19 protein-coding genes are annotated in these 21,568 nt (G+C 51.2%); 13 read left to right on the forward strand and 6 right to left on the reverse strand.

Annotation, left to right across the window (positions count from 1 at the left end; all coding sequences use genetic code 11):
* Window positions 1–144 precede the first annotated feature (144 nt).
* The 4 genes from argS to FN001_RS00880 form a co-directional block, all read right to left on the reverse strand.
* On the reverse strand, window positions 145–1,911 hold the full coding sequence (argS, locus tag FN001_RS00865) for an arginine--tRNA ligase (RefSeq protein WP_142410521.1): 1,767 nt from the start codon (window positions 1,909–1,911) through the stop codon (window positions 145–147).
* Between the two features lie 355 nt (window positions 1,912–2,266).
* Window positions 2,267–4,750 carry a homocysteine S-methyltransferase family protein gene (locus tag FN001_RS00870; protein ID WP_142410522.1) on the reverse strand — a complete coding sequence of 828 codons (2,484 nt, stop codon included), beginning with the start codon at window positions 4,748–4,750 and terminating at the stop codon, window positions 2,267–2,269.
* A gap of 78 nt (window positions 4,751–4,828) precedes the next feature.
* Window positions 4,829–5,479 (reverse strand): vitamin B12 dependent-methionine synthase activation domain-containing protein, encoded by a 651-nt coding sequence (locus tag FN001_RS00875; protein WP_142410523.1) that lies wholly within the window; start codon window positions 5,477–5,479, stop codon window positions 4,829–4,831.
* A 285-nt stretch (window positions 5,480–5,764) separates the two neighbouring features.
* Window positions 5,765–6,667, reverse strand: a complete 903-nt coding sequence (locus tag FN001_RS00880) for a LysR family transcriptional regulator (RefSeq protein ID WP_118297024.1) — start codon at window positions 6,665–6,667, stop codon at window positions 5,765–5,767.
* Window positions 6,668–7,097: 430 nt separating this feature from the next.
* On the opposite strand from FN001_RS00880, the gene FN001_RS00885 reads away from it, so the two are divergent.
* From FN001_RS00885 to FN001_RS00920, 8 genes are all read left to right on the forward strand, one after another.
* A complete protein-coding gene (locus FN001_RS00885; protein ID WP_142410524.1) occupies window positions 7,098–8,312 on the forward strand; it encodes an ABC transporter substrate-binding protein in 1,215 nt (404 codons plus the stop codon).
* Between the two features lie 259 nt (window positions 8,313–8,571).
* Complete coding sequence (locus FN001_RS00890) at window positions 8,572–9,453, forward strand: branched-chain amino acid ABC transporter permease (protein ID WP_118533227.1); 882 nt, start codon at window positions 8,572–8,574, stop codon at window positions 9,451–9,453.
* A gap of 9 nt (window positions 9,454–9,462) precedes the next feature.
* Entirely contained in the window at window positions 9,463–10,536 is a 1,074-nt protein-coding gene (locus FN001_RS00895) for a branched-chain amino acid ABC transporter permease (protein ID WP_118297138.1), read from the forward strand.
* Between the two features lies 1 nt (window position 10,537).
* Window positions 10,538–11,302: an ABC transporter ATP-binding protein gene (locus FN001_RS00900; RefSeq protein ID WP_185911799.1), complete on the forward strand. Its 765-nt coding sequence runs from the start codon at window positions 10,538–10,540 to the stop codon at window positions 11,300–11,302.
* A 15-nt stretch (window positions 11,303–11,317) separates the two neighbouring features.
* Complete coding sequence (locus FN001_RS00905; RefSeq protein ID WP_118514659.1) at window positions 11,318–12,028, forward strand: ABC transporter ATP-binding protein; 711 nt, start codon at window positions 11,318–11,320, stop codon at window positions 12,026–12,028.
* Between the two features lie 232 nt (window positions 12,029–12,260).
* The gene (locus FN001_RS00910; protein WP_142410525.1) at window positions 12,261–12,866 is read left to right on the forward strand and encodes a cytidylate kinase-like family protein; all 606 of its coding nucleotides are present in this window, start codon (window positions 12,261–12,263) and stop codon (window positions 12,864–12,866) included.
* A gap of 583 nt (window positions 12,867–13,449) precedes the next feature.
* A complete protein-coding gene (gene aroF, locus FN001_RS00915) occupies window positions 13,450–14,460 on the forward strand; it encodes a 3-deoxy-7-phosphoheptulonate synthase (protein ID WP_142410526.1) in 1,011 nt (336 codons plus the stop codon).
* 342 nt (window positions 14,461–14,802) lie between these two features.
* Entirely contained in the window at window positions 14,803–15,159 is a 357-nt protein-coding gene (locus FN001_RS00920) for a cupin domain-containing protein (RefSeq protein ID WP_118297029.1), read from the forward strand.
* On the opposite strand, the gene FN001_RS00925 is transcribed toward FN001_RS00920, so the two are convergent.
* Both FN001_RS00925 and FN001_RS17910 read right to left on the reverse strand, forming a co-directional pair.
* Window positions 15,156–16,526: an MATE family efflux transporter gene (locus tag FN001_RS00925; RefSeq protein ID WP_142410527.1), complete on the reverse strand. Its 1,371-nt coding sequence runs from the start codon at window positions 16,524–16,526 to the stop codon at window positions 15,156–15,158. The two genes, FN001_RS00920 and FN001_RS00925, sit on opposite strands and share 4 nt — an antisense overlap.
* An 86-nt stretch (window positions 16,527–16,612) precedes the next feature.
* Window positions 16,613–16,750, reverse strand: coding sequence for a hypothetical protein (locus FN001_RS17910; protein WP_185911800.1), 138 nt, complete (start codon window positions 16,748–16,750; stop codon window positions 16,613–16,615).
* Between the two features lie 171 nt (window positions 16,751–16,921).
* Here FN001_RS17910 and FN001_RS00930 point away from each other — a divergent pair, with 171 nt between their 5' ends.
* The 5 genes from FN001_RS00930 (at window position 16,922) to FN001_RS00950 (ending at window position 21,553) form a co-directional block, all read left to right on the forward strand.
* A complete protein-coding gene (locus FN001_RS00930; RefSeq protein ID WP_486463473.1) occupies window positions 16,922–17,281 on the forward strand; it encodes a MerR family transcriptional regulator in 360 nt (119 codons plus the stop codon).
* A 17-nt stretch (window positions 17,282–17,298) separates the two neighbouring features.
* Complete coding sequence (locus FN001_RS00935) at window positions 17,299–18,123, forward strand: TrmH family RNA methyltransferase (protein ID WP_142410529.1); 825 nt, start codon at window positions 17,299–17,301, stop codon at window positions 18,121–18,123.
* Window positions 18,124–18,320: 197 nt separating this feature from the next.
* Window positions 18,321–19,826, forward strand: coding sequence for a hypothetical protein (locus FN001_RS00940; RefSeq protein ID WP_142410530.1), 1,506 nt, complete (start codon window positions 18,321–18,323; stop codon window positions 19,824–19,826).
* Window positions 19,827–19,891: 65 nt separating this feature from the next.
* Window positions 19,892–20,182, forward strand: a complete 291-nt coding sequence (locus FN001_RS00945; RefSeq protein WP_118297033.1) for a DUF4491 family protein — start codon at window positions 19,892–19,894, stop codon at window positions 20,180–20,182.
* 417 nt (window positions 20,183–20,599) lie between these two features.
* Window positions 20,600–21,553 carry an L-lactate dehydrogenase gene (locus FN001_RS00950; protein ID WP_118297034.1) on the forward strand — a complete coding sequence of 318 codons (954 nt, stop codon included), beginning with the start codon at window positions 20,600–20,602 and terminating at the stop codon, window positions 21,551–21,553.
* The last annotated feature ends 15 nt before the right edge of the window (window positions 21,554–21,568 follow it).

A 21,568-nucleotide genomic window follows, 5' to 3' on the forward strand; every position in this document is an offset into this window, starting at 1 on the left:
GCGCTTCGCGCTCCCACAATCTCAACATACATTCGCAATCCGGCCTGTCGGCCTACTTGCTCATGTATGTTTGCCCGTCAAATGTCTGCACATCCGGGCAAGCAAGCTTTCCCGTCTGCACAGCCGCTTGACGGGCTTATTTCATCACATCCGTTCCGGCGCGTCAAATCCCAGGACGTTGATGCAGGTCATAAGAACATTGCGGGTTAATGTAACAAGGCTGATATATCCGGCCTGTTTCTTCTTATCTTCCTCGGCGATGATCTTTGTCTCGTGATAGAAGTGGTTTAATGCGTTGGAGAGCTCGTAGATGTAAGCACAGATCTTATGCGGTGCAAGTTCCTCAAAACAGGTGAGCATCACGTCACTGTATCTGGAGAGTGCGAGCATTAAGGTCTTCTCCGGCTCTGCGGACGGCGGAAGGATCTCACCGTTCTCTGTATTCTCACAGGTATCCTGATATTTCTTTAAGATCGAATTGATTCGCGCGATCGTGTACAGGATATACGGACCTGTATTTCCCTCGAAAGAAGTAAACCGGTCGATATCGAAGACATAATCCTTTGTCGCCTGGTTGGAGAGATCCCCATATTTTAAAGCGGCAAGACCAACGATCTCAGCTGTCTTCTTCGCCTCATCCTCGGAGACGGTACGGTTTTCCATAATACGGTTGTAAGCAGCCTCATCGATATCCGCGATCAGGTTCTCCAGACGCATAACGCCGCCCTCTCTCGTCTTAAACGGCTTTCCGTCCTTTCCGTTCATCGTTCCGAAACCGACAAAATCCATCTTCCGGTCTGCCGGAACGATCCCCGCCTTCTTCGCAACACGGAACACCTGGGTAAAATGAAGCTCCTGGCGCTTGTCCACAACATAGATATAGTGATCCGGCTTGAAATCTTCCTCTCTCTCAACGATCGTTGCAAGGTCAGAAGTCGCATAGAGAGCGGCTCCGTCGGATTTTCTCACGATACACGGCGGAAGCTCCTTCGTATCGGTCGGCTCCGCGATATCGACAACAAGAGCACCCTGGCTCTCGTAAGCAAGTCCCTTATCCTGAAGATCCTTGATCAGTCCCGGGATATACGGCTGCGCGTCGCTCTCCCCTTTCCAGAGATCAAAATCAACATCGAGATTTGCATAGTTTCTCTTCAAATCCTTTAAAGACACATTCATGATGTGCTTCCAGATCGCACGATACGGCGCATATCCACTCTGAAGCTTGAAAGTTGCCTCCTGCGCACGCTCCTTGAACGCCTCATCCACCTTGGACTTTCCGCTCGCCGCCGGGTAAATCTCCTCAAGCTCAGAGATCGTAAACGGTGCCTCCTCCGGATACTCCCCTGTAAAATTCGGATCAAAATACGGAAGCTCCGGCTTTCTGTCCTTTAACTCCTCGATGATAAGTCCCATCTGAAGCCCCCAGTCACCGAGATGAACATCACCGATCACCTTGTGGCCGACAAAACGTCCCATGCGCTTTAACGCCTCACCGATCACCGCAGAACGAAGATGACCGACATGAAGCGGTTTCGCAACATTCGCTCCGCCATAGTCGATAATGATCGTCTCCGGCTTCTCGACCTCATCCATACCAAGCTTCTTCGCATCCTTCATTCCGTTCATATAGTCAGAAAGAAAAGAAGCATCTACCTTTAAATTGATGAATCCCGGCATAACGGCATTCACCTCTTCAAACACCTTGCTGTCCTTTAACTGCTCCACAACACCGTTCGCGATATCGATCGGTTTCTTTTTATATGTCTTTGCAGCTGCCATCGCACCATTGCACTGATACTCGCAAAGGTCCGGGCGGTTAGACAACGTCACTTTCGCAAAATTCTCGTCATAACCATTCGCCGCAAAAGCTTTTCTCATCTCTTCCGTGATGATATCCAGAATCTTTTTCATCTGATCTTCTCCTTTATTAGCGTGCGAGTCTGCGATCATCCCATTCGCCGCACCAAAACAGCCAAACAATACCGCAGACTGATACAGTAACTATCATTATACCGTATCACGGTAGAAAAATCCATACTTCTGCACACTTTTTTGCACAATCCGCGCCGAGCGCAGCAACGGCGCACTCCTTGCGCCTGCAGCGGAGAGCTGCCGGGCAGGAGTGCATGAATACGGGGAAGGATCCCACCGCACTCCTGACCGGAAGCTCTCCGCCCCACTCTCGCCAACACACTCTCTCCCGAAAAAACAACTGCCAGGCTCTCCAAAGAACCCGGCAGTCACAACTATATCACGCTCTGATCTCTTATTTCCCGATCACACTCGTCGCAAAATTCACCGACGCCATCGCATCCTTGCAATACGCATCCGCCCCGATCGCATCCGCATACTCCTGCGTCAGAACCGCACCTCCGACCATGACCTTCACCCAGGGCGCATCCTTCCTCAGCGCCTTGATCGTCTCCTCCATCGACGGAACCGTTGTCGTCATAAGAGCACTGAGTCCGACCACCGGCACGTGCTCCCTGATCGCCTCTTCCACGACCGTCTCCGGCGGAACATCTCTTCCAAGATCGATCACATCAAAACTATAATTTTCCAGAAGGACCTTCACGATATTCTTCCCAATATCATGGATATCCCCCTTCACCGTCGCCAGGATCACCTTTCCCTTCTTCTCCTGGACCTCTCCGCTCGCCTCCATGGACTCCTTCACGACAGCAAACGCCGCCTTCGCAGCCTCCGCACTCATCAGAAGCTGCGGAAGGAACACCGTTCCGGCCTCGAATCCCTTTCCGACCTCGTCGAGAGCCGGGATCATGTCCGTGTTGATGAGTTCGAGCGCATCCGTATCCTTCAGGGCAAGTCTCGCCGCGTCAGCCGCCGCCTGGGACATTCCCTTTATGATACTCTTCTTTAACGCAGAGCCCGTATCCGCTGCGCCTGCCCCGGATGCAGTTCCGGAACCTGCCGCACTTCCGGCGCCCGCAGTCCCGCTCACGCCTGCCGCCTGGTTCACAGCCGCTGCCTTCAAGATCTCCTTCTGTCTCTTTTTCTCCGCTTCCTTCGGACCGTAGATCCCCACATATCCCACACAGTTCTCATCCTGCGCCGTCAGCACCAGGAAACTGTCGTAAACCTGCATCATCGCTTCCAGATTCGGGTTCACGATCCCTGCAGAAAGCCCATTCTGCATTGCGAGAAGGAAAAATGACGCATTGATATTTTCGCGCATCGGAAGTCCGAATGACACGTTGGAAACGCCGAGAACCGTCTTTCCGCCCAGCTCGTCCCGGACTCTCCGCACAGTTTCCAGGGTTGTAAGCGCCCCGTTTTTATCGGAGCTAACCGCCATGCAGAGGCAGTCCACGAGAATGTCCTTCTTCGGGATCCCGTAGGATGCCGCCGTCTCGTAGATCTTCTTCGCGACCGCAATTCGTCCGTCCGCAGTCTCCGGGATCCCGTCCTCATCGAGTGCCAGGGCAACGACAACACCGCCGTAATGCTTCACGAGCGGGAAGATCTGTTCCATGACCTCTTTCTTTCCGTTTACCGAGTTGATCAGCGGTTTTCCGTTGTAGATCCTGAGCGCCCGCTCCATCGCCACCGGATCGGAAGTATCAATCTGCAGCGGCAGGTCCAGAACGCCCTGAAGCTCCTTCACGACATCCACCATCATCTGCGGTTCATCGATCCCCGGAAGTCCCACGTTGACGTCGAGAACATCGGCGCGGCTCTCCTGCTGGGCAACACCCATGGAGAGGATGTATGTCAGGTCCTTATCCTTTAATGCCTGCTTGAATTTCGGCTTTCCGGTCGGATTGATCCGCTCTCCGATCAGGATCGGGCGGCCGCCGAACGTCACCGCATGGGAGTAGGAGGAGATCACGGTCCGTCCTTTATCTGTGATCTCACAGACCGGGATCGCGTCGCAGACAAGTTTTGTCTTGTGAATGTGCTCCGGCGTCGTTCCGCAGCAGCCTCCGAGGACCGTCGCCCCGTTCCGTGCCATCTCCTTCATCGCCTCGGCAAACTCGTCCGCATTGATATCGTAGACAGTCTTTCCGCCCTCACTTCTCGGGAGTCCCGCGTTCGGGTTTACAAGGATCGGTGTGGAGGAAACACGTACCATATCTTTTAAAAACGGAAGAAGCTGGATCGGTCCAAGTCCGCAGTTTAATCCGATCACATCGGCGCCGAGACCTTCCAAAAGCGCCGTCACGGACTCCACATTTCCTCCGGTCAGCATTTTTCCCTTTTCATCAAGGGTGATCGTCGCAAAGACCGGGAGATTGCTGTTTTCTTTTGCTGCCAGGACTGCTGCCTTTAACTCGTAGCCGTCTCCCATCGTCTCGATGATCACTAGGTCGGCTCCCGCCTCTTTTCCGGCGATGACCACCTCTTTATATGCCTCATAGGCATCCTCAAACTCGAGATCTCCGTACGGCTTTAAGAGCTTTCCGGTCGGTCCCATGTCAAGCGCCGCGTATCCGTGTCCGCAGGCTTTGATCGCGCGCTTCGCATTTCCCACCGCTGCCGCAACGATATCCTGCACCGAATATCCATCCTCGGCCTTGAATTTAAAATGGTTCGCACCGAAGGTATTGGTCGTCACCACATCAGAGCCTGCTTCCAGGTATTCCCTGTGGATCTCCTCGATGATCTCCGGTTTGGAAAGATTCCATGTCTCCGGAAGTTCCCCGGGCTGCAGTCCTCTCGCCTGCAGAAGACTTCCCATTCCTCCGTCAAAATAAATTCGTCTCTCTTTCATCAGTTCCAGAATATTCATGGTTCTCTCCTATCGTCTCTGATCCGGATCCTGACCAGATCAGCTCGTAATTTTCCATCATTTTTTATTTTCTGTATCTCAATCCTGACATCTCCGGAACGCGCAGTCCTTTTTCCCGCACCCTTCACATCCTTCGATCGTACATGCTGCCGGTGTCCTGCTCACACCGATCACCGCCGTCACCGATTTTGACGGCATCATAAGATATCCCTCTGTCAGAGTGATCCCGATCCTTTTTCCCGCCTCCAGGCCGTCAAGGATCTCTTTTTGCGCCGACAGCGGAAAATCTCCGTATCCCGGCGAAAATCTCGGTCTGAGATAGAGGCCTTTTTCCAGATATTCCTTTTTCCACCCGGCATTCATCTCATTGCAGTAAGCTTCCACCATCGCAGCGGCGGCAGCCTGCATGACCACCGCTTTTGCCACGGAAAGTTTCCCGTACCTGGCCAGAAGTCTGTCCACCTGTGCGCCGACAGTGACCGCCATCACCAGCACGGAATCACAGCCAGCCAGGTTTTTTCTTAAATTTTCACTCTTCACCCGAAAACATCCGCCATTGATCGTCCCATCATCTTCCATGATCAGCGGATACTCCCGGATCAGATGTCTGAAATCTGCCGCACTCTCTGCTTCCCGGATACATTCCTCTAAAAGCCGCTCCGTCTCCGGATCCGGTTCATGTTTTCCAAGCCCCAGATAGCGGAGCGCTTCTTTTCTGTCTGTCTGCATTTTCTGATCGGTTCCTTCACTGTTTTTTCATATTTCCTGGATCTTCTCTGCACTGTTTCCGAGGATCTTTTCCGGTTTTGAACGAGTTTCTTCCTTATTATAATAGACCATATAACCGACAGTTAAGTCACTTATAACTACAGGTTAATCTATTGCTTCCGTTATAATCTGCCTTTTATCCGTTCTTTTTCGGATGCTTATCAGCATACCACCTGGTATCTGCCCTCGTCCAATATATTCGCTATGTGCCTGGCTATAGGTTTTTCCTATTGCTATTTTGATCCGTCACATTCCCTCAAATTTTCGGATCTCCTCCAGATATTTCTGTCCCAACGGGCTTAGCGCGATTCCTTTTCTCTTCAGATATCCGATCGTCATGACCTCATCCGACTTTAACTTGACGGCAAGGTAATCCGATCCGTTCAGGTTGTCGCAGAGGATCCCGGAACAGAGCGTATATCCGTTTAAGCCCACCATCAGGTTTAACAGGGTCGCACGGTCATTTGCACGGATCAGCCGTTTATAGCTGTAGGTGCTGAGGACTTCCTCGGCAAAATAGAAGGAATTATAATTTCCCTGTTCAAAGGAGAGACACGGATATTCCTGAAGTTCCTCGATCGTGATCTCGTCCTGACCGGCCAGCGGATGACCTTTCCAGAGATAGACATAGATCCCGCAGTCCATCAGCGGACAGAATTCCAGATCTGACTCATCAAACAGCTTCGTGAGGACTTTCCGGTTAAAGTCATTTAAATAAAGAATACCGATCTCACTGCGGAATGTCTTCACATCCTCGATGACCTCGTAAGTCTTTTCCTCCCGCACCGCAAATTCGTATTCATCCATGCCGAACTGCTTGACCATCTCAATGAACGCATTCACCGCGAACGTATAATGCTGCATGGAAACGCCGAATTTTTTCTTCACGTTCTTCTTTTCGATATAGCGGGACTCCATCAGCTTATACTGTTCCGTGACCTGCCTGGCATAGCCCAGGAACTCCTGTCCTTCCGGGGTCAGGACAACGCCGCGGTTGCTTCTCTTAAAAAGCTCCGTTCCGATCTCATGTTCCAGCTCCTTTAACGCCAGCGAGAGACTCGGCTGGGAAATAAACAGGAGCTTCGCCGCTTCGTTCATGGAACCGGTGTCTGCGATCGTGATCACATATTTTAACTGCGTAAGCGTCATAATACTCTCCTTTCCGGCCGGTTCGGATGGCCAGGATCTTCGTTCGCCCAGTTACTCAGATTTTACCGATTCCCGCGCATTTTGTCAATCACAGAGACACATCGTCTGACACGTCCGCTATTTTTTACGGACAGAATATTTCCAAACGGAAGCTGCGGATTCTGCCGCTTTGAAATGCGGAATACCGGCTTCTTTCCGTCCAGTAAAACAAGCCTTGTTTTATTCCGCAACTCTGAATAAATCCAGCGTTTTTCTCCCCAAAATGCTATAAACCCGTAAAAAATACGTGTTTTTCCCCGTTAAAATTTTAATTAGCTTGACATTTTGAAGTAAACTCCCTATAATTCAAAATAATCTTTAACCGTTCCACTTCAAATTGGCAAAGCAGTGAATGGTTATCATGATAACAAGTTCCAGAGGAGGAAACATTATGAAAAAAAGATTTTTAAGCCTTGGCCTTGCAATGGCAATGGCAGCATCTTTAACAGCATGTGGAAGCTCTTCTTCCACAACAGAAACAACAACAGCTGCAGCAGCTGACGCGACAACAGCCGCTGCCGGAGAGAGCACAGCAGCTTCCGGTGAAGTATTCAAGATCGGTGGTATCGGCCCGGTTACAGGTGCAGCTGCCGTATACGGTCTCGCAGTTAAGAACGGCGCACAGATCGCAGTCGACGAGATCAACGCTGACGGCGGTATCAACGGATACCAGATCGAATTTAATTTCCAGGATGACGAGCACGACGCCGAGAAATCCGTCAATGCCTACAATACATTAAAAGACTGGGGCATGCAGGTCCTCATGGGTACTGTAACATCCGCTCCGTGCGTAGCAGTCGCTGACAAGACAATGGCTGACAATATGTTCCAGATCACACCGTCCGGTTCTTCCGTTGAGTGTGCACAGAACCCGAACGTATTCCGCGTATGCTTCTCTGACCCGGATCAGGGTGCTGCATCCGCAACCTACATTGCTGAGAACAAGCTTGCTGATAAGATCGCAGTGATCTACGACAGCTCCGATGTATATTCCAGCGGTATCTACGAGAAGTTCGCTTCCGAGGCTGCAAACCATGGTCTTGATATCGTTGCTGCTGAGGCATTCACAGCTGATTCCAACAAGGACTTCTCCACACAGCTTCAGAAAGCAAAGGATGCAGGCGCTGACCTTGTATTCCTTCCGATCTACTACACAGAGGCATCCCTGATCCTCAACCAGGCAAACACTATGGGTTACGCTCCGAAATTCTTCGGATGTGACGGTATGGACGGTATCCTTCAGGTTGACAACTTCGATACAAAGCTTGCTGAGGGCTTAATGCTCTTAACACCGTTCGCAGCAGATGCTGACGACGAGCTCACACAGAAGTTCGTAACTGCTTACAAAGAGAAATACGGCGAGACACCGATCCAGTTCGCTGCTGATGCATACGATGCGATCTATGCGATCAAAGCTGCTGCTGAGGAAGCTGGCATCACACCGGAGACTTCTGTAAGCGATACATGCGACAAGATGAAAGAAGCAATGTTAAAGATCACTGTAAACGGTCTTACAGGTGAGAACATGACATGGACAGAAGACGGCGAGCCGCACAAGGCACCGAAGGCTGTCAAGGTTGTAGACGGCGCTTACCAGGCGATGTAATCAGACATGAAAGAATGATGTTACCGGACACATCTTGTGAACCGTAACAATGACAGAATTAGGAGGATTGTCGCTTCGGCAATCCTCTTGTTTCTTTCAGGGGCTTATGGTATTATGAACATAAAATTTGCTGTCGGGGGCAAAAATCCGTCAGCAGGATCCCGCCCGCAACTGTCCATCCGGTCTGTACGTTCCTATTATAGACCGCAAGAACCCGGCGAAAACCCGCCGGAAAAGATACCGAGGTGTAAAAGTTATGATGGGTTTTATCAACTATTTAATCAATGGAATCAGCCTTGGCAGTGTCTACGCGATCATCGCACTCGGATACACCATGGTCTACGGAATTGCCAAAATGCTGAACTTCGCCCATGGAGATATCATCATGGTCGGAAGCTATACCGTATTTATCACAACGCGCTACCTGGGAATGCCGACTTTCTTAAGCGTGCTCCTGGCCGTTGTCGTGTGCACGCTCCTCGGTATCGTCATCGAGCGCGTTGCCTACAAACCACTGCGTGACGCCTCCCCGCTGTCCGTCCTGATCACGGCGATCGGTGTCAGCTACTTATTACAGAACGTCGCTCTCCTCTTATTCGGAGCCGACACAAAGTCCTTTACATCCGTTGTGACATTCCCGGCGATCAAGCTCGCAGACGGAGCCATCACGATCACCGGAGAGACGACCGTTACGATCCTCTCCTGTATCGTCATCATGATCGGACTTACCGCATTTATCAACAAGACAAAAGCAGGTCAGGCAATGCTCGCTGTCTCTGAGGACCGCGGCGCTGCAACCTTAATGGGTGTAAACGTAAACGGTACGATCGCCTTAACATTCGCGATCGGTTCTGCTCTCGCTGCGATCGCAGGCGTGCTGCTCTGCTCCGCTTACCCGTCCCTGACCCCGTACACAGGATCCATGCCTGGTATCAAGGCTTTCGTAGCCGCAGTTTTCGGCGGGATCGGTTCCATCCCGGGCGCCCTGATCGGCGGAGTCCTGCTCGGAATTATTGAGATCCTGTCAAAAGCGTATATCTCTTCCCAGCTTTCCGATGCGATCGTGTTCTCCGTACTGATCATCGTCCTTTTAGTACGTCCGACCGGTATCCTGGGCAAGAAACTGAACGAGAAAGTGTAGGTGATCGACATGAAAAGTACAGCAAAAAAGAAAACATTCGTCAACAATATGATCACCCTCGGAATGGTGGCCGCTGCCTGGCTCATCATGGAGATCCTCATGAACACCGGACATGTATCCAGCCTTTTAAAGGGACTTCTCGTCCCGTTCTGTATCTATGTGATCATGGCAGTATCCTTAAACCTTACCGTCGGAATCCTCGGTGAATTAAGCCTTGGACATGCGGGATTCATGTGCGTCGGTGCATTCGCCGGTGCCCTCTTCTCCAAATGCATGAAGGGAACCTTAAATCCGACTGTAAGCCTTGTGATCGCGATTTTTATCGGCGCTGCCGTTGCAGCTGTCTGCGGTATCCTGATCGGTATCCCGGTTTTACGTCTGCGCGGTGACTATCTCGCGATCGTTACCCTGGCATTCGGTGAGATCATCAAGAACCTCATCAACGCCATATTCCTTGGACGGGACGCAGATGGTTTCCACATTTCCTTTAAGGACTCCATGTCCCTCGGCTTAAAAGACGGCGGTGAAGTCCTCATCAAGGGACCGCAGGGAATCACCGGAACTCCGCAGGCCGCAACCTTTACGATCGGTATCATCCTGGTCCTGATCACTCTCGTGATCGTCATGAACCTTGTAAATTCCAGAACGGGCCGCGCGATCATGTCCATCCGTGACAACCGCATCGCTGCTGAGTCCATCGGAATCAACATCACGAAATATAAGCTGCTCGCATTCAGCATCTCCGCAGCTTTAGCAGGCGTTGCCGGCGTTCTCTACGCCCACAACCTGACCACACTGACTGCTCTCCCGAAGAACTTCGGCTACAACATGTCCATCATGATCCTTGTATACGTCGTTCTCGGCGGAATCGGAAGCATCCGCGGATCGGTGATCTCCACCGTCATCCTCTATCTGCTCCCGGAGCTTTTAAGAGGCTTAAACAACTACCGTATGCTGATCTACGCGATCGTCCTGATCCTTGCGATGCTCTTCAACTCTGCTCCGCAGTTCATCACGCTCCGCAAACGGATTTTCGGCGGATTTGCATCACATACCACACATTCCGGAAAGGGGGAAGCTTAAAATGTCAGACATGTTAAGTGTAAAGGGACTGAGCATCTCCTTCGGCGGCTTAAAGGCTGTCAACAATTTTGCGATCAATATCGAAAAGGGCCAGCTCTACGGTCTCATCGGACCGAACGGTGCCGGCAAGACCACGATCTTCAACCTTCTGACCGGTGTTTATAAGCCGGATACGGGAACGATCCTCTTAGACGGTCAGAACCTTACCGGAAAGTCCACGACCGACATCAACAAGGCCGGAATTGCCCGTACTTTCCAGAACATCCGTCTCTTCAAGGACCTCTCCGTTCTTGACAATGTAAAGGCAGGACTTCACAATCACCACACCTACTCCACGATCGAGGGAATTCTCCGGCTCCCGCGCTATTATAAGGTCGAAAAAGAGATGGATGAGGAAGCCATGGAGCTCTTAAAGGTGTTCGGGCTCGACAATGAGTGTGATTTCAAGGCATCCAACCTTCCTTACGGTAAACAGAGAAAGCTTGAGATCGCCCGTGCGCTCGCAACGGAGCCGAAGCTTCTTCTTCTCGATGAGCCGGCGGCCGGCATGAACCCGAACGAGACCGCGGAGCTGATGGAGACGATCCGCTTCGTCCGCGACCATTTCGGAATGACCATTCTCCTGATCGAACACGATATGAAACTCGTCAGCGGCATCTGTGAGCGCCTCACCGTGTTAAACTTCGGTCAGGTTCTCTGCACAGGTCCTACGCAGGAAGTTTTAAGCAATCCGGATGTTATCAAGGCATATCTCGGTGATGAATAGGAGGAGAAACAGATTATGGCAATGCTGGAAGTAAGAGATCTGGAAGTCTATTATGGCGTGATCCAGGCTTTAAAGGGAATCTCCTTCGATGTAAACCAGGGAGAGATCGTTGCTCTGATCGGTGCCAACGGTGCCGGTAAGACGACTACGCTGCACACGGTAACAGGACTTTTAAGTGCCCGTTCCGGACATATCATCTATGAGGGAACCGATATCACAAGAGTCCCGGGCTACAAGCTTGTCAGCATGGGCATCGCCCATGTTCCGGAGGGGCGCCGCGTGTTCTCCACGCTCTCCGTTCTCCAGAATTTAAAGCTGGGCGCTTATACGAGAAAGGACAAGGCGGAGATGGAAGCGACGTTGAACATGATCTACGAGCGTTTCCCGCGTCTGAAGGAGCGTGTGAACCAGCCAGCCGGTACTCTCTCCGGCGGTGAGCAGCAGATGCTCGCCATGGGCCGCGCTCTCATGAGCCACCCGAAGCTGATCGTTCTTGACGAGCCGTCGATGGGTCTGTCTCCGATCTATGTGAATGAGGTGTTTGACATTATCCAGAGTATCAACCGCGACGGTGTAACGGTTCTCCTGGTCGAGCAGAATGCGAAGAAGGCGCTTTCGATCGCGAATAAGGCGTATGTGCTTGAGACGGGGAAGATCGTTTTGAGTGGGGATGCGAAGGATATGATGAATAATGATCAGGTGAAGAAAGCTTATCTGAGTGAGTAATTGAAGGGATCTATTGTTACGGTCTGCGCGTTGCGTGGGCCGTAATTTTTTTATGTTGAATCATAGTGGCGAAAGCGGGACGCGTTGATCCTGTTTTATATTTTCTTGCAGTTCTATAAACTGGAAAATTTTGTGTAACTTTTTGGCGATTTTATGGTATACTCTTTACAGACAGCACTGAAACTGTGCAGAATTAAGGATAATAGCAACTTGTACAGGGGAGGAAGATATTATGAGCAAAGTCATCACTATCAGCCGTGAATTCGGCAGCGGCGGACGCGAGATCGGCGTCTGCCTCGCAAAGAAATTTGGGATTCCTGTTTACGATAAGGAACTGATCGCTATGGCGGCCGAGGACAGCAATATCTCTGAGGATCTTTTTCACGCAAACGATGAGGTGATCGCCAGACAGAAGCGGATCAACTATGATGATCTCGCAACGGTCGATCCTTTCTCTCCTGCCTATGAGATCCCGGTTTCCGATCAGCTTTTTGTGATCCAGTCGAAGATCATCCGCCAGCTTGCGAACGAGGGACCTTGTGTCATCATCGGAAGATGTTCTGACGTGATCGTTGAGGATGCTTTCCGGGTATTTATCTCCTCCGGTCTCAAAAAGCGTGTGGAGCGCATCCTGGCGCTTGAAAAGGAACCGGATGAGGATGTGAAGAAGCTGGAAAGCCGGATCCGTGCCATCGACGCGAAGCGCCGCGACTACTATCAGTACTACAGCGGCAATGAGTGGGGCAAGCCGAAGAATTATGATCTCTGCTTAAACAGCGGTACTCTCGGGATCGAGCGGTGCGTGGAGATCATTGCGACTACGGTATCACTGGAATAGGATATAGAGATTTTGATCGGCTGGAAATCCCCGCATAGTCATGAGCACATGGCTGCGCCGGGGATTTTTCGTGATATTCCCGTCTTCTGTAATCCTGACCTTTTACGTCCTTGTATCGTACTTACAAATTCACAACTAGTCTTCTATCCCCACTGCTGTCTGGATCTTTTTTGTTCTGATCATTCTTCTGCTCTTCTTTATTTTTTAGCCTTTATTATTTCATTCTTTTGTATATTTTATCACATAAAAGCGTAAAACTTCAACTTATTGAATTTTTCTATTGACAAATGCATCTGACAGCGCTATGATAACTTCAGCAGCCGGAAAGAATCGATCCGGCGGTCAATCTTCAGAGAGGAGAACAGCAGATATGAAGAACCAGATGATGAATCTTTTTGCATCCTATTCTTTTTATTATTTTCCGGGCTATTATTACGGCGCGGACTGTTTCTGCTGCAAAAAACAACCCTCTCCGATCGAAGGTCAAAGGGCCTGAGGAAACGTAACGAAAACGTGGAGCCGGTGTTTGCGATTGCAGCAGACATCGGATTTTTTATTTTAACAGAAAAAGGAGAAAACAATCATGATCATTATCTTAAAGAAAGACGCCAATAAACAGAAAGTAGAATCTTTAAAGACCGAACTTGTCAACCAGGGCTTCAAGCTTCATCTCTCTGAGGGAACCGAAGCTTCCCTGATCGGACTGATCGGTGATACGAGTATGATCCATGAGGACTGGCTGCGCGCCAACGATGTCGTTGAGGATGTCCGCCGGATCCGCGAGCCGTACAAAAAGGCAAACCGCTCCATGCACCCGGATGACACCGTGATCGATATCTGCGGCAGAAAGATCGGCGGCGGCAATTTCCAGGTGATCGCCGGACCGTGTTCGATCGAGATGAAGGAACAGATCACAAAGGTCGCTGAGGATGTGAAACGCTCCGGCGCTACTCTTCTCCGCGGCGGTGCTTTCAAGCCGAGAACTTCCCCGTACGCATTCCAGGGGCTTCATGAGCACGGTCTTGATCTTCTCCTCGAGGCAAAAAAAGCCACAGGTCTCCCGGTCGTCACAGAGATCATGAGCGCTGAGCATCTCCCGCTCTTCGATGATGTGGATGTCATCCAGGTCGGTGCGAGAAATATGCAGAACTTCGAGCTCTTAAAGGTTCTTGGAAAGATCGACAAGCCGATTCTCTTAAAGCGCGGACTTGCCAACACTCTGGACGAGCTCTTGATGAGTGCCGAGTACATCATGGCAGGTGGAAATGAAAAGGTCATCCTCTGTGAGCGCGGGATCCGTACTTTCGAGACTTCCTACAGAAATACGCTTGATATCTCCGCCGTTCCGATGTTAAAGAAGAAAACTCACCTTCCGGTCATCATCGACCCGAGCCATGCAGCCGGGATCCGTTTCATGGTCGAGCCGCTCGCTATGGCAGCGATCGCAGCCGGAGCTGACGGTCTCATGATCGAGGTCCACAACAATCCTGAAAAAGCCCTCTGTGATGGCGCCCAGTCCCTGACACCGGAGATGTTTGATCATCTGATGAAGAAAGTGAATAAGACGGTGGATTTCTTCCATACACTTGGGTAAGCCGATCATCTGTCTGAAATCACCGCCAAAATGCCCTCTGAATCTCGTTCACTCAGGGGGCATTCCTGGTATTTTTCTCTTGTATCCCAGCATTTTGATCTTAAATGTAAAAAATATATTTTCTCATGTTTTGAACCCAAATGGAAAATGCAAGAACACCTACAGCGGCCATACTATTCAGGCATATATAAACATATTGCCGGGTTGCGAAAAATATAAAATCAGATTTTTCTTTTTCTAAATATGCAGTATAATAAATTTGTCAATATTTTAGGCAGACCAATCCCGCAAAGATGGCTGCCCGGCAGATTTTTATTGAAATATTTCAGGGAGGTTTCCACTATGGTCAGAAAAACAGAAGTCGCATTTGTACCGAATTTAAGAGGCGGTGAAGGCACCGTCGAGATCCGTCATCTTTTAAGCAAGGACGAGCTCATGGGACATGCATCCATGTACGCACACGTGATCATCCCGCCGCACGGCAGCATCGGTTTCCACCAGCATGTAGAAAATACCGAGCCGTACTATGTGATCAAAGGAAAGGGGATCTTTGAGGACAACGACCACACAGAGACCGAGATCCACCCGGGCGATGTCTGTGTGATCGAGGTTGGTCAGAGCCATGCCATCAAAAATCCGTTTGATGAACCGTTAGAATTTATGGCACTTGTGATCAATGAACGCGGAAAAGAGATTTAAATCTGTTTTTCCCAGTCCATCCGAAGCAAGAATACGATAAAAATGATCGAGCTTAAGCTCCATGTCAGCGGGTAAGCCGATGAGATCGTCCGGAATACCGGAATGATCCGGAGTGCGATCGTCACGTAGAGAACGCGGATCCCGCACCAGCAGATGAGCATCGTGAACATCGGGACCACTGATTTTCCGGCTCCGCGGAGGACGCCGGACGCGCAGTTGGAAAATGCCAGAAGGAAAAAGAACAGTGCAACCGTTCTTCCATGGATCGTTCCGAAGCGGATCGCTTCCGGTGCATCGACAAAGATCCTAAGAAGGATCGGGATCCAGATAAAAAGACAGATTCCCACAAGCTCTGCCATCACCATGCCGAACGCAAGGCCGATGGCGGAGCCTTTTTTTGCCCGGTCTGCTCTCCCGGCTCCAAGATTTTGGCTCACAAAGGTCGTGAGCGCCATGGACATGCTCATGATCGGGAGAAACGCGATCCCCTCAAGCTTCGCAAAGGCACCCTGTCCGGAGATCGCGAATGCGCCGAATGTATTGATATTTGACTGGACGACGAGATTTCCGATGCTGATGACCGAGTTCTGGAGCCCCGTCGGAAGTCCCTGGACGATGACCTGGCGGATCATTTCTTTATGGAAGCGCAGTTCCTTCCAATGGATCGTCGCCGCCCCGCCGTCCTTTACCATACGTGACAGGCATAAAAGAACGCTGAGTCCCTGCGCGATCACGGTCGCAACCGCGGCTCCGGCTGCGCTCCATTTGAATCCGGCGACAAAAATGAGATCCAGGATCATGTTCACCACGGAGGAAAAGATCAGGTAATAGAGTGGATGTACGCTGTCCCCGACCGCCCGCATGATGTTCATGCAGATGTTGTACATGATGACCGTGGAGACGCCGGCAAAATAGATTCCAAAGTACAGTCGCGCCTCCGTCATTACGCTGTCCGGCGTGTGAAGCCAGCCAAGCAGGATCGGGACAAACACCTGACCGATGATCGTCGCGAGAATGGAAAACACGATCCCCAGAAGGAAGTTCGTGTGGACTGCCCGCTGCAGGTTCTCCTCGTCCTGTGCTCCAAAGTATTTTGAGATCACGACTCCGCCGCCGATCGCGATCCCGCCGAAGAGCGTGATCACCGACATCGTCACATTTCCGGACAGGCTGACCGCCGCGAATGCGTCATTGCTCGCAAAGTTCCCGACGACCCAGGCGTCCGCCATGTTGTAGAGCTGCTGCAGAAGCTGACCGAGAAAGATCGGGATCATAAACGTAAAAAGCCTCTTCGCGATCGGTCCTTCCGTCAGATTTCCTTTCTGATCCGCATTTTTCTTTACCGTGCTTTTTCTGAAAAAATCCATCTTTTTCCTCCCCGCAGGACCAGGGAATATCCGCCATTCACGGACATTCGTCGTTTAAGTGACACGTTGTAACTAATATAATCGTATCATGCAGGTACCTGCTTGTCAAGTGAAGGTATTTCCTGCGCCTTCGGAACGCTGTTTCTCGAAACAGACAGTCCGTTATCCACGACATCTGCGGCCGCCATGACTATACTGATCTGTTTCACTCTGTTCAGTTTCATTTTGCTCTTTTTCGTCCTTTCATGATTCCTGCAAGCAGGAGATTCAGCCCGAATATCATAACACATGTTTGCGCAATGCGCGGACAGGAACCAGCGGCCTGCCGAACCGGTCCTTGTCTTTTCGGGTCTCTCATGCTATAATCCGGTTGATACTACCGATTATATATTCCGATTGTAACAACCGGTCAATGGCTTTCGGTATCTGCCAACGTAAAACGTGACAGCAACAACCGCCGTATTTTCGATGAACATGATGTAAAATGGATCAAAGACCTGATCTGCCTGAAAAAATGCGGGATGAGCATTCAGGAAATGAAGGAATATCTTGCCCTCTGTCTTCAGGGCGAAAGCACGATCATGAAACGGAAGGAAATGCTTTCCAGAAAGCAGGAAATGCTGCGCGAATCCATCCGGGAGCTGGAGAACAGCATCGACTATATCGACTGGAAGCAGAATTTTTACGATGAGGTGCTTTCCGGGAAACGCCCGTATGTCAGCAACCTGATCTGCTTAAAAGAAGAAACAGACTGAACCAAAAAGGAGATTTTATGCCAGCAATCATAACGATCACCGACCTTAATCTGCCGGAACTCGACCTCTTTTCCCGCTATTCCGAGTCCCAGCTTTATCATATCAACGAACCGGCCCCCGGGATCTTCATTGCGGAAAGCCCGAATGTGATCCGCCGCGCCCTGAATGCCGGATACGAACCTGTCTCCGTCCTGATCGAGGACCGGCAGACGGATCCATGGATCCCGGAACTTTTTTCCGATTACCCGGACCTTCCCGTTTATACCGCAGCTGCCTCTCTTCTCACAAATCTCACCGGCTTCGCACTGACACGCGGACTTCTCTGCGCCATGAAACGGAAGCCGATGCCTTCTGTGGAGGAGATCTGTAAGGAAAAACACCGGATTGCCGTGCTCGAAAATGTTGTAAATCCAACAAATATCGGCGCCATCTTCCGCTCAGCCGCAGCGCTCGGCATGGACGCCGTCCTGCTCTCCTCCGGCTGCAGTGACCCATTTTACCGGAGAGCCGCCAGAGTCAGCATGGGAACCGTTTTCCAGATCCCGTGGACTTATTTTCCGAAAGAGGCCGATCTCTCCGCAGGCGGACTTACACACCTCAAAGCCATGGGATACAAGACTGCCGCCATGGCATTAAAGGAAGATTCCGTCTCTATCGATGATCCCGGACTTCTCTCAGAAGAAAAGCTCGCAGTGATCCTCGGAACCGAGGGCGACGGTCTCGCCTCCGCCACGATCGATGGCTGTGACTACACGGTCATGATCCCGATGGCGCATGGCGTTGACTCCTTAAATGTCGCAGCGGCGAGTGCGGTGGCGTTCTGGGAGCTCTCGAGACATTGACGAGACCGGAACCCTGACATCTTCTCGCGTCGGATGCGTTTGTCCTTGACAACCGATTGCTTCGTGCAGGCACGCATCGCCACCTCATGAACACTCGGCAAATTCCGCCATGTGAAAAGTCTGTGTATTTCACAGTTTTAACAAACTTAATTCGTATACTTCTTTATATACTTCATTCCAGAAAGGATCTGATTCTCATGAAAAAACAGGCACTCTTCTGCATGCTTCTTGCAGGGACCCTTATGGTCGGCGGATGCGGACAGAAAGCCGCTGATCCCGCCGCTGATACTACCGCACAGGTGACAGAAGCTTCCGATTCCGCTCCGGCTGATAAACCGGATGGAGCTCCGGGAGAAAATTCTGACAGGCCAGGAAATCCGCCGGATGGTACTCCGGGAAATATGGACGGAAAACAGGCTCCTCCAGACGGAGAAGGCGGTCCTGGCGGCCCGGGAGGTCCGGGCGGACAGAATTCCGCACCGGAATCCTACGATGCTGTCTCCAGCTTTTCTGAAGATAAAGAGGAAAGCGACCAGACCTACGCTTCCATCGGAAAGGATGAAAGTGCAGTTCTTGTGACCAGCGGTGCGTCTGTCACTTTAAATAACTTCACGATCGACCGCACCTCCACCGACAGCACCGGCGGCGACAACTCCAGCTTCTACGGCACCGGCGCCGCTGCCCTTGCCACAGACGGAGCCCTGACACTCACCGGCGGCACGATCACCACCGACGCGAAAGGCGGTGCAGGCGTCTTCAGCTACGGCAACGGCAATGTCTCCGTATCCGACACCACGATCACCACAAAGCAGGACACCTCCGGAGGGATCCACGTCGCCGGCGGCGGAACTCTCACCGCTTCCAACCTCACTGTTGAGACAAACGGCGAATCTTCCGCAGCGATCCGGAGCGACCGCGGCGGCGGGACCATGACCATAAACGGTGGAACCTACACGTCAAAGGGAACCGGTTCCCCGGCTGTCTACTGTACTGCGGACATTACCGTCAGTGATGCAGCGCTCTCCGCGGAAAATTCCGAGGCGGTCTGCATCGAAGGTTTAAACTCCCTGTCCCTCAAAAACTGCACACTCTCCGGAAACATCCCGGAAAATGAGCAGAATGACTGCGACTGGACCGTGATCCTCTACCAGAGCATGTCCGGCGATTCCGAGGTCGGCGAGAGTAACTTTTCGATGGAGGGCGGCAGCCTGACTTCCTTAAACGGCGGTCTGTTCTACACGACAAACACTGAGAGTTCCTTCTATCTGAAACATGTGGACATCACCTACTCTCCATCCAATGACTTTTTCTTAAAGTGTACCGGCAATGCCAACAAGCGCGGCTGGGGCGAGAGTGGAAAGAACGGCGCTGACTGCACCTTCACCGCAGATGAGCAGGAAATGAGCGGTGCGATCCTCTGGGACAGCATCAGCAATCTGAAGCTGAACCTCACGAACGGAACGATCCTGACCGGCTCGATCCTTCAGGACGAGACAAACGGCGGAAACGGGACCTGTGACGTAACGATCGATGCCCTCTCCGCATGGACCGTGACCGGAAACAGCACAGTCTCCTCCCTGATCTGCAAAGGTTCCATCACGGGTGCTGACGGAAAGAGCGTTTCGATTATCGGAACCGACGGCACCGTGTTTGTCCAGGGCGAAGGCGAGTATACGATCACAACGGGAAGCTATGAACATTAGATAGTAACTGTTCAGTAGTTCTGCGCTGACCATAATAAAACAAGGATTCACAGAAAGGAATTTTTATGAACTGGACCGGACTGATCGCTGCGATCGGAACGTTTCTTCTGATCGGCAGTTTTCATGTGATCGTCATCAAGACAGAATATTACTTTGGAAAACAGGTCTGGCCTGTGTTCGCGGGGATCGGGATTTTTTCCCTGCTCGCCTCTCTCCTGATCTCAAATATGATCATCAGCGTGCTGATCGCTGTTTTCGGGATCACCTGCATCTGGAGCATCAAGGAATTATTTGAGCAGGAAGAGCGGGTAAAGAAAGGATGGTTTCCGGAAAATCCGAAGAAAAAGCAGAAATAAGAAAAATCAGAACAGAACGTCGCTGTTACATAAAAAGTCATGTTCCCACCTATTTTTCGGATGGGGAACATGACTTTTTTCACACTTATCGTAACTGTTCAGTACCTTCACAGTCACGAGCAAAAATCCATGAAAAACTGCCTGCGGCAATGGGATTTTTGCCTACCCGCCTATGTTTTCTTACGGTCAGCGCAGTAAATGCGCAGACCTACTGAACATTTACCACTTATCTTCTAATGCAGCATTCTCCAACATAAAGAGTTCCGGTTTTTCTGGAATTTTCTGGTTTTTTCGTTGTAAATACAACGGTTTTTCATTTCCGGTTATACTATACTGAACATGCAGGAAGGAAAAACTGAAACCATCTTCCACGCGGAACATCTCCGCACGATTCTGAGCTAACAGGAGGGATCCTTTATGAAACAGACCATCAACCCAAGAAAAGCAGCCGTCATCGGATGCGGCTTCGTCGGATCTGCCACCGCATTCACCCTGATGCAGAGCCGCCTCTTTTCCGAACTCGTCCTTTTGGACGTCAACCACGACAAAGCCGATGGGGAGGCGAAGGACATCGCCCACGGAATCCCGTTTGCCGGTCAGATGAAGATCTATGCCGGAACTTACGATGACATCGCCGATTCCGCGATCATCATCGTCACCGCCGGAGCGAACCAGAAACCGAATGAGACGCGCCTGGACCTCGTCCACAAAAATGTCGCGATCTACAAAACGATCATCCCCGAGATCGCAAAGCGCGGCTTTGAGGGAATCCTCCTCATCGTGTCCAATCCGGTCGACATCCTGACCTACGCGGCGTTAAAGCTCTCCGGCTTCCCGGAAAACCGCGTCATCGGTTCCGGAACCGTGCTCGACACGGCGCGGTTAAAATACGCGCTCGGGGAACATCTCGGTGTCGACAGCCGCAGCGTCCATTCCTTCATCATCGGAGAGCACGGAGACAGCGAGATCGCCGCATGGAGCAGCACCAACGTCTCCGGGATCCCGTTAAACACCTTCTGCGAGATGCGCGGCCATTTCGACCATGACCACGCTATGGACCGGATCGCGGAGGACGTAAAAAACAGCGCTTATGACATCATCTCCAAAAAACAGGCAACCTACTACGGGATCGCCATGAGCGTCAAACGGATCTGCGAATGCATCATCCGCAACGAGCGGTCCATTCTCCCGGTTTCCTCCATGATGCACGGGGAGTACGGGATCGACGGCATCTCCCTCAGCATGCCGGCCATCGTGGGATTAACCGGCATCGAGACGCATGTTCCAATCGCGTTAAATGCAGAAGAAGCCGAAAAGCTCCGGGCGTCTGCGGAGACATTGAAAAAAATCGCAGCGACGCTGGAATTGTAAACTCCATCGGCAATG

Source organism: Clostridium sp. Marseille-P7770, assembly GCF_902143525.1.
Lineage (GTDB): Bacteria > Bacillota > Clostridia > Lachnospirales > Lachnospiraceae > Pilosibacter.

Bases quoted from the DNA above. Each gene is read 5' to 3' on its own strand.
- argS (WP_142410521.1), bottom strand. From the start codon at position 1,911: ATGAAAAAGATTCTGGATATCATCACGGAAGAGATGAGAAAAGCTTTT.
- FN001_RS00870 (WP_142410522.1), bottom strand. From the start codon at position 4,750: ATGAATATTCTGGAACTGATGAAAGAGAGACGAATTTATTTTGACGGA.
- FN001_RS00875 (WP_142410523.1), bottom strand. From the start codon at position 5,479: ATGCAGACAGACAGAAAAGAAGCGCTCCGCTATCTGGGGCTTGGAAAA.
- FN001_RS00880 (WP_118297024.1), bottom strand. From the start codon at position 6,667: ATGACGCTTACGCAGTTAAAATATGTGATCACGATCGCAGACACCGGT.
- FN001_RS00885 (WP_142410524.1), top strand. From the start codon at position 7,098: ATGAAAAAAAGATTTTTAAGCCTTGGCCTTGCAATGGCAATGGCAGCA.
- FN001_RS00890 (WP_118533227.1), top strand. From the start codon at position 8,572: ATGGGTTTTATCAACTATTTAATCAATGGAATCAGCCTTGGCAGTGTC.
- FN001_RS00895 (WP_118297138.1), top strand. From the start codon at position 9,463: ATGAAAAGTACAGCAAAAAAGAAAACATTCGTCAACAATATGATCACC.
- FN001_RS00900 (WP_185911799.1), top strand. From the start codon at position 10,538: ATGTCAGACATGTTAAGTGTAAAGGGACTGAGCATCTCCTTCGGCGGC.
- FN001_RS00905 (WP_118514659.1), top strand. From the start codon at position 11,318: ATGGCAATGCTGGAAGTAAGAGATCTGGAAGTCTATTATGGCGTGATC.
- FN001_RS00910 (WP_142410525.1), top strand. From the start codon at position 12,261: ATGAGCAAAGTCATCACTATCAGCCGTGAATTCGGCAGCGGCGGACGC.
- aroF (WP_142410526.1), top strand. From the start codon at position 13,450: ATGATCATTATCTTAAAGAAAGACGCCAATAAACAGAAAGTAGAATCT.
- FN001_RS00920 (WP_118297029.1), top strand. From the start codon at position 14,803: ATGGTCAGAAAAACAGAAGTCGCATTTGTACCGAATTTAAGAGGCGGT.
- FN001_RS00925 (WP_142410527.1), bottom strand. From the start codon at position 16,526: ATGGATTTTTTCAGAAAAAGCACGGTAAAGAAAAATGCGGATCAGAAA.
- FN001_RS17910 (WP_185911800.1), bottom strand. From the start codon at position 16,750: ATGAAACTGAACAGAGTGAAACAGATCAGTATAGTCATGGCGGCCGCA.
- FN001_RS00935 (WP_142410529.1), top strand. From the start codon at position 17,299: ATGCCAGCAATCATAACGATCACCGACCTTAATCTGCCGGAACTCGAC.
- FN001_RS00940 (WP_142410530.1), top strand. From the start codon at position 18,321: ATGAAAAAACAGGCACTCTTCTGCATGCTTCTTGCAGGGACCCTTATG.
- FN001_RS00945 (WP_118297033.1), top strand. From the start codon at position 19,892: ATGAACTGGACCGGACTGATCGCTGCGATCGGAACGTTTCTTCTGATC.
- FN001_RS00950 (WP_118297034.1), top strand. From the start codon at position 20,600: ATGAAACAGACCATCAACCCAAGAAAAGCAGCCGTCATCGGATGCGGC.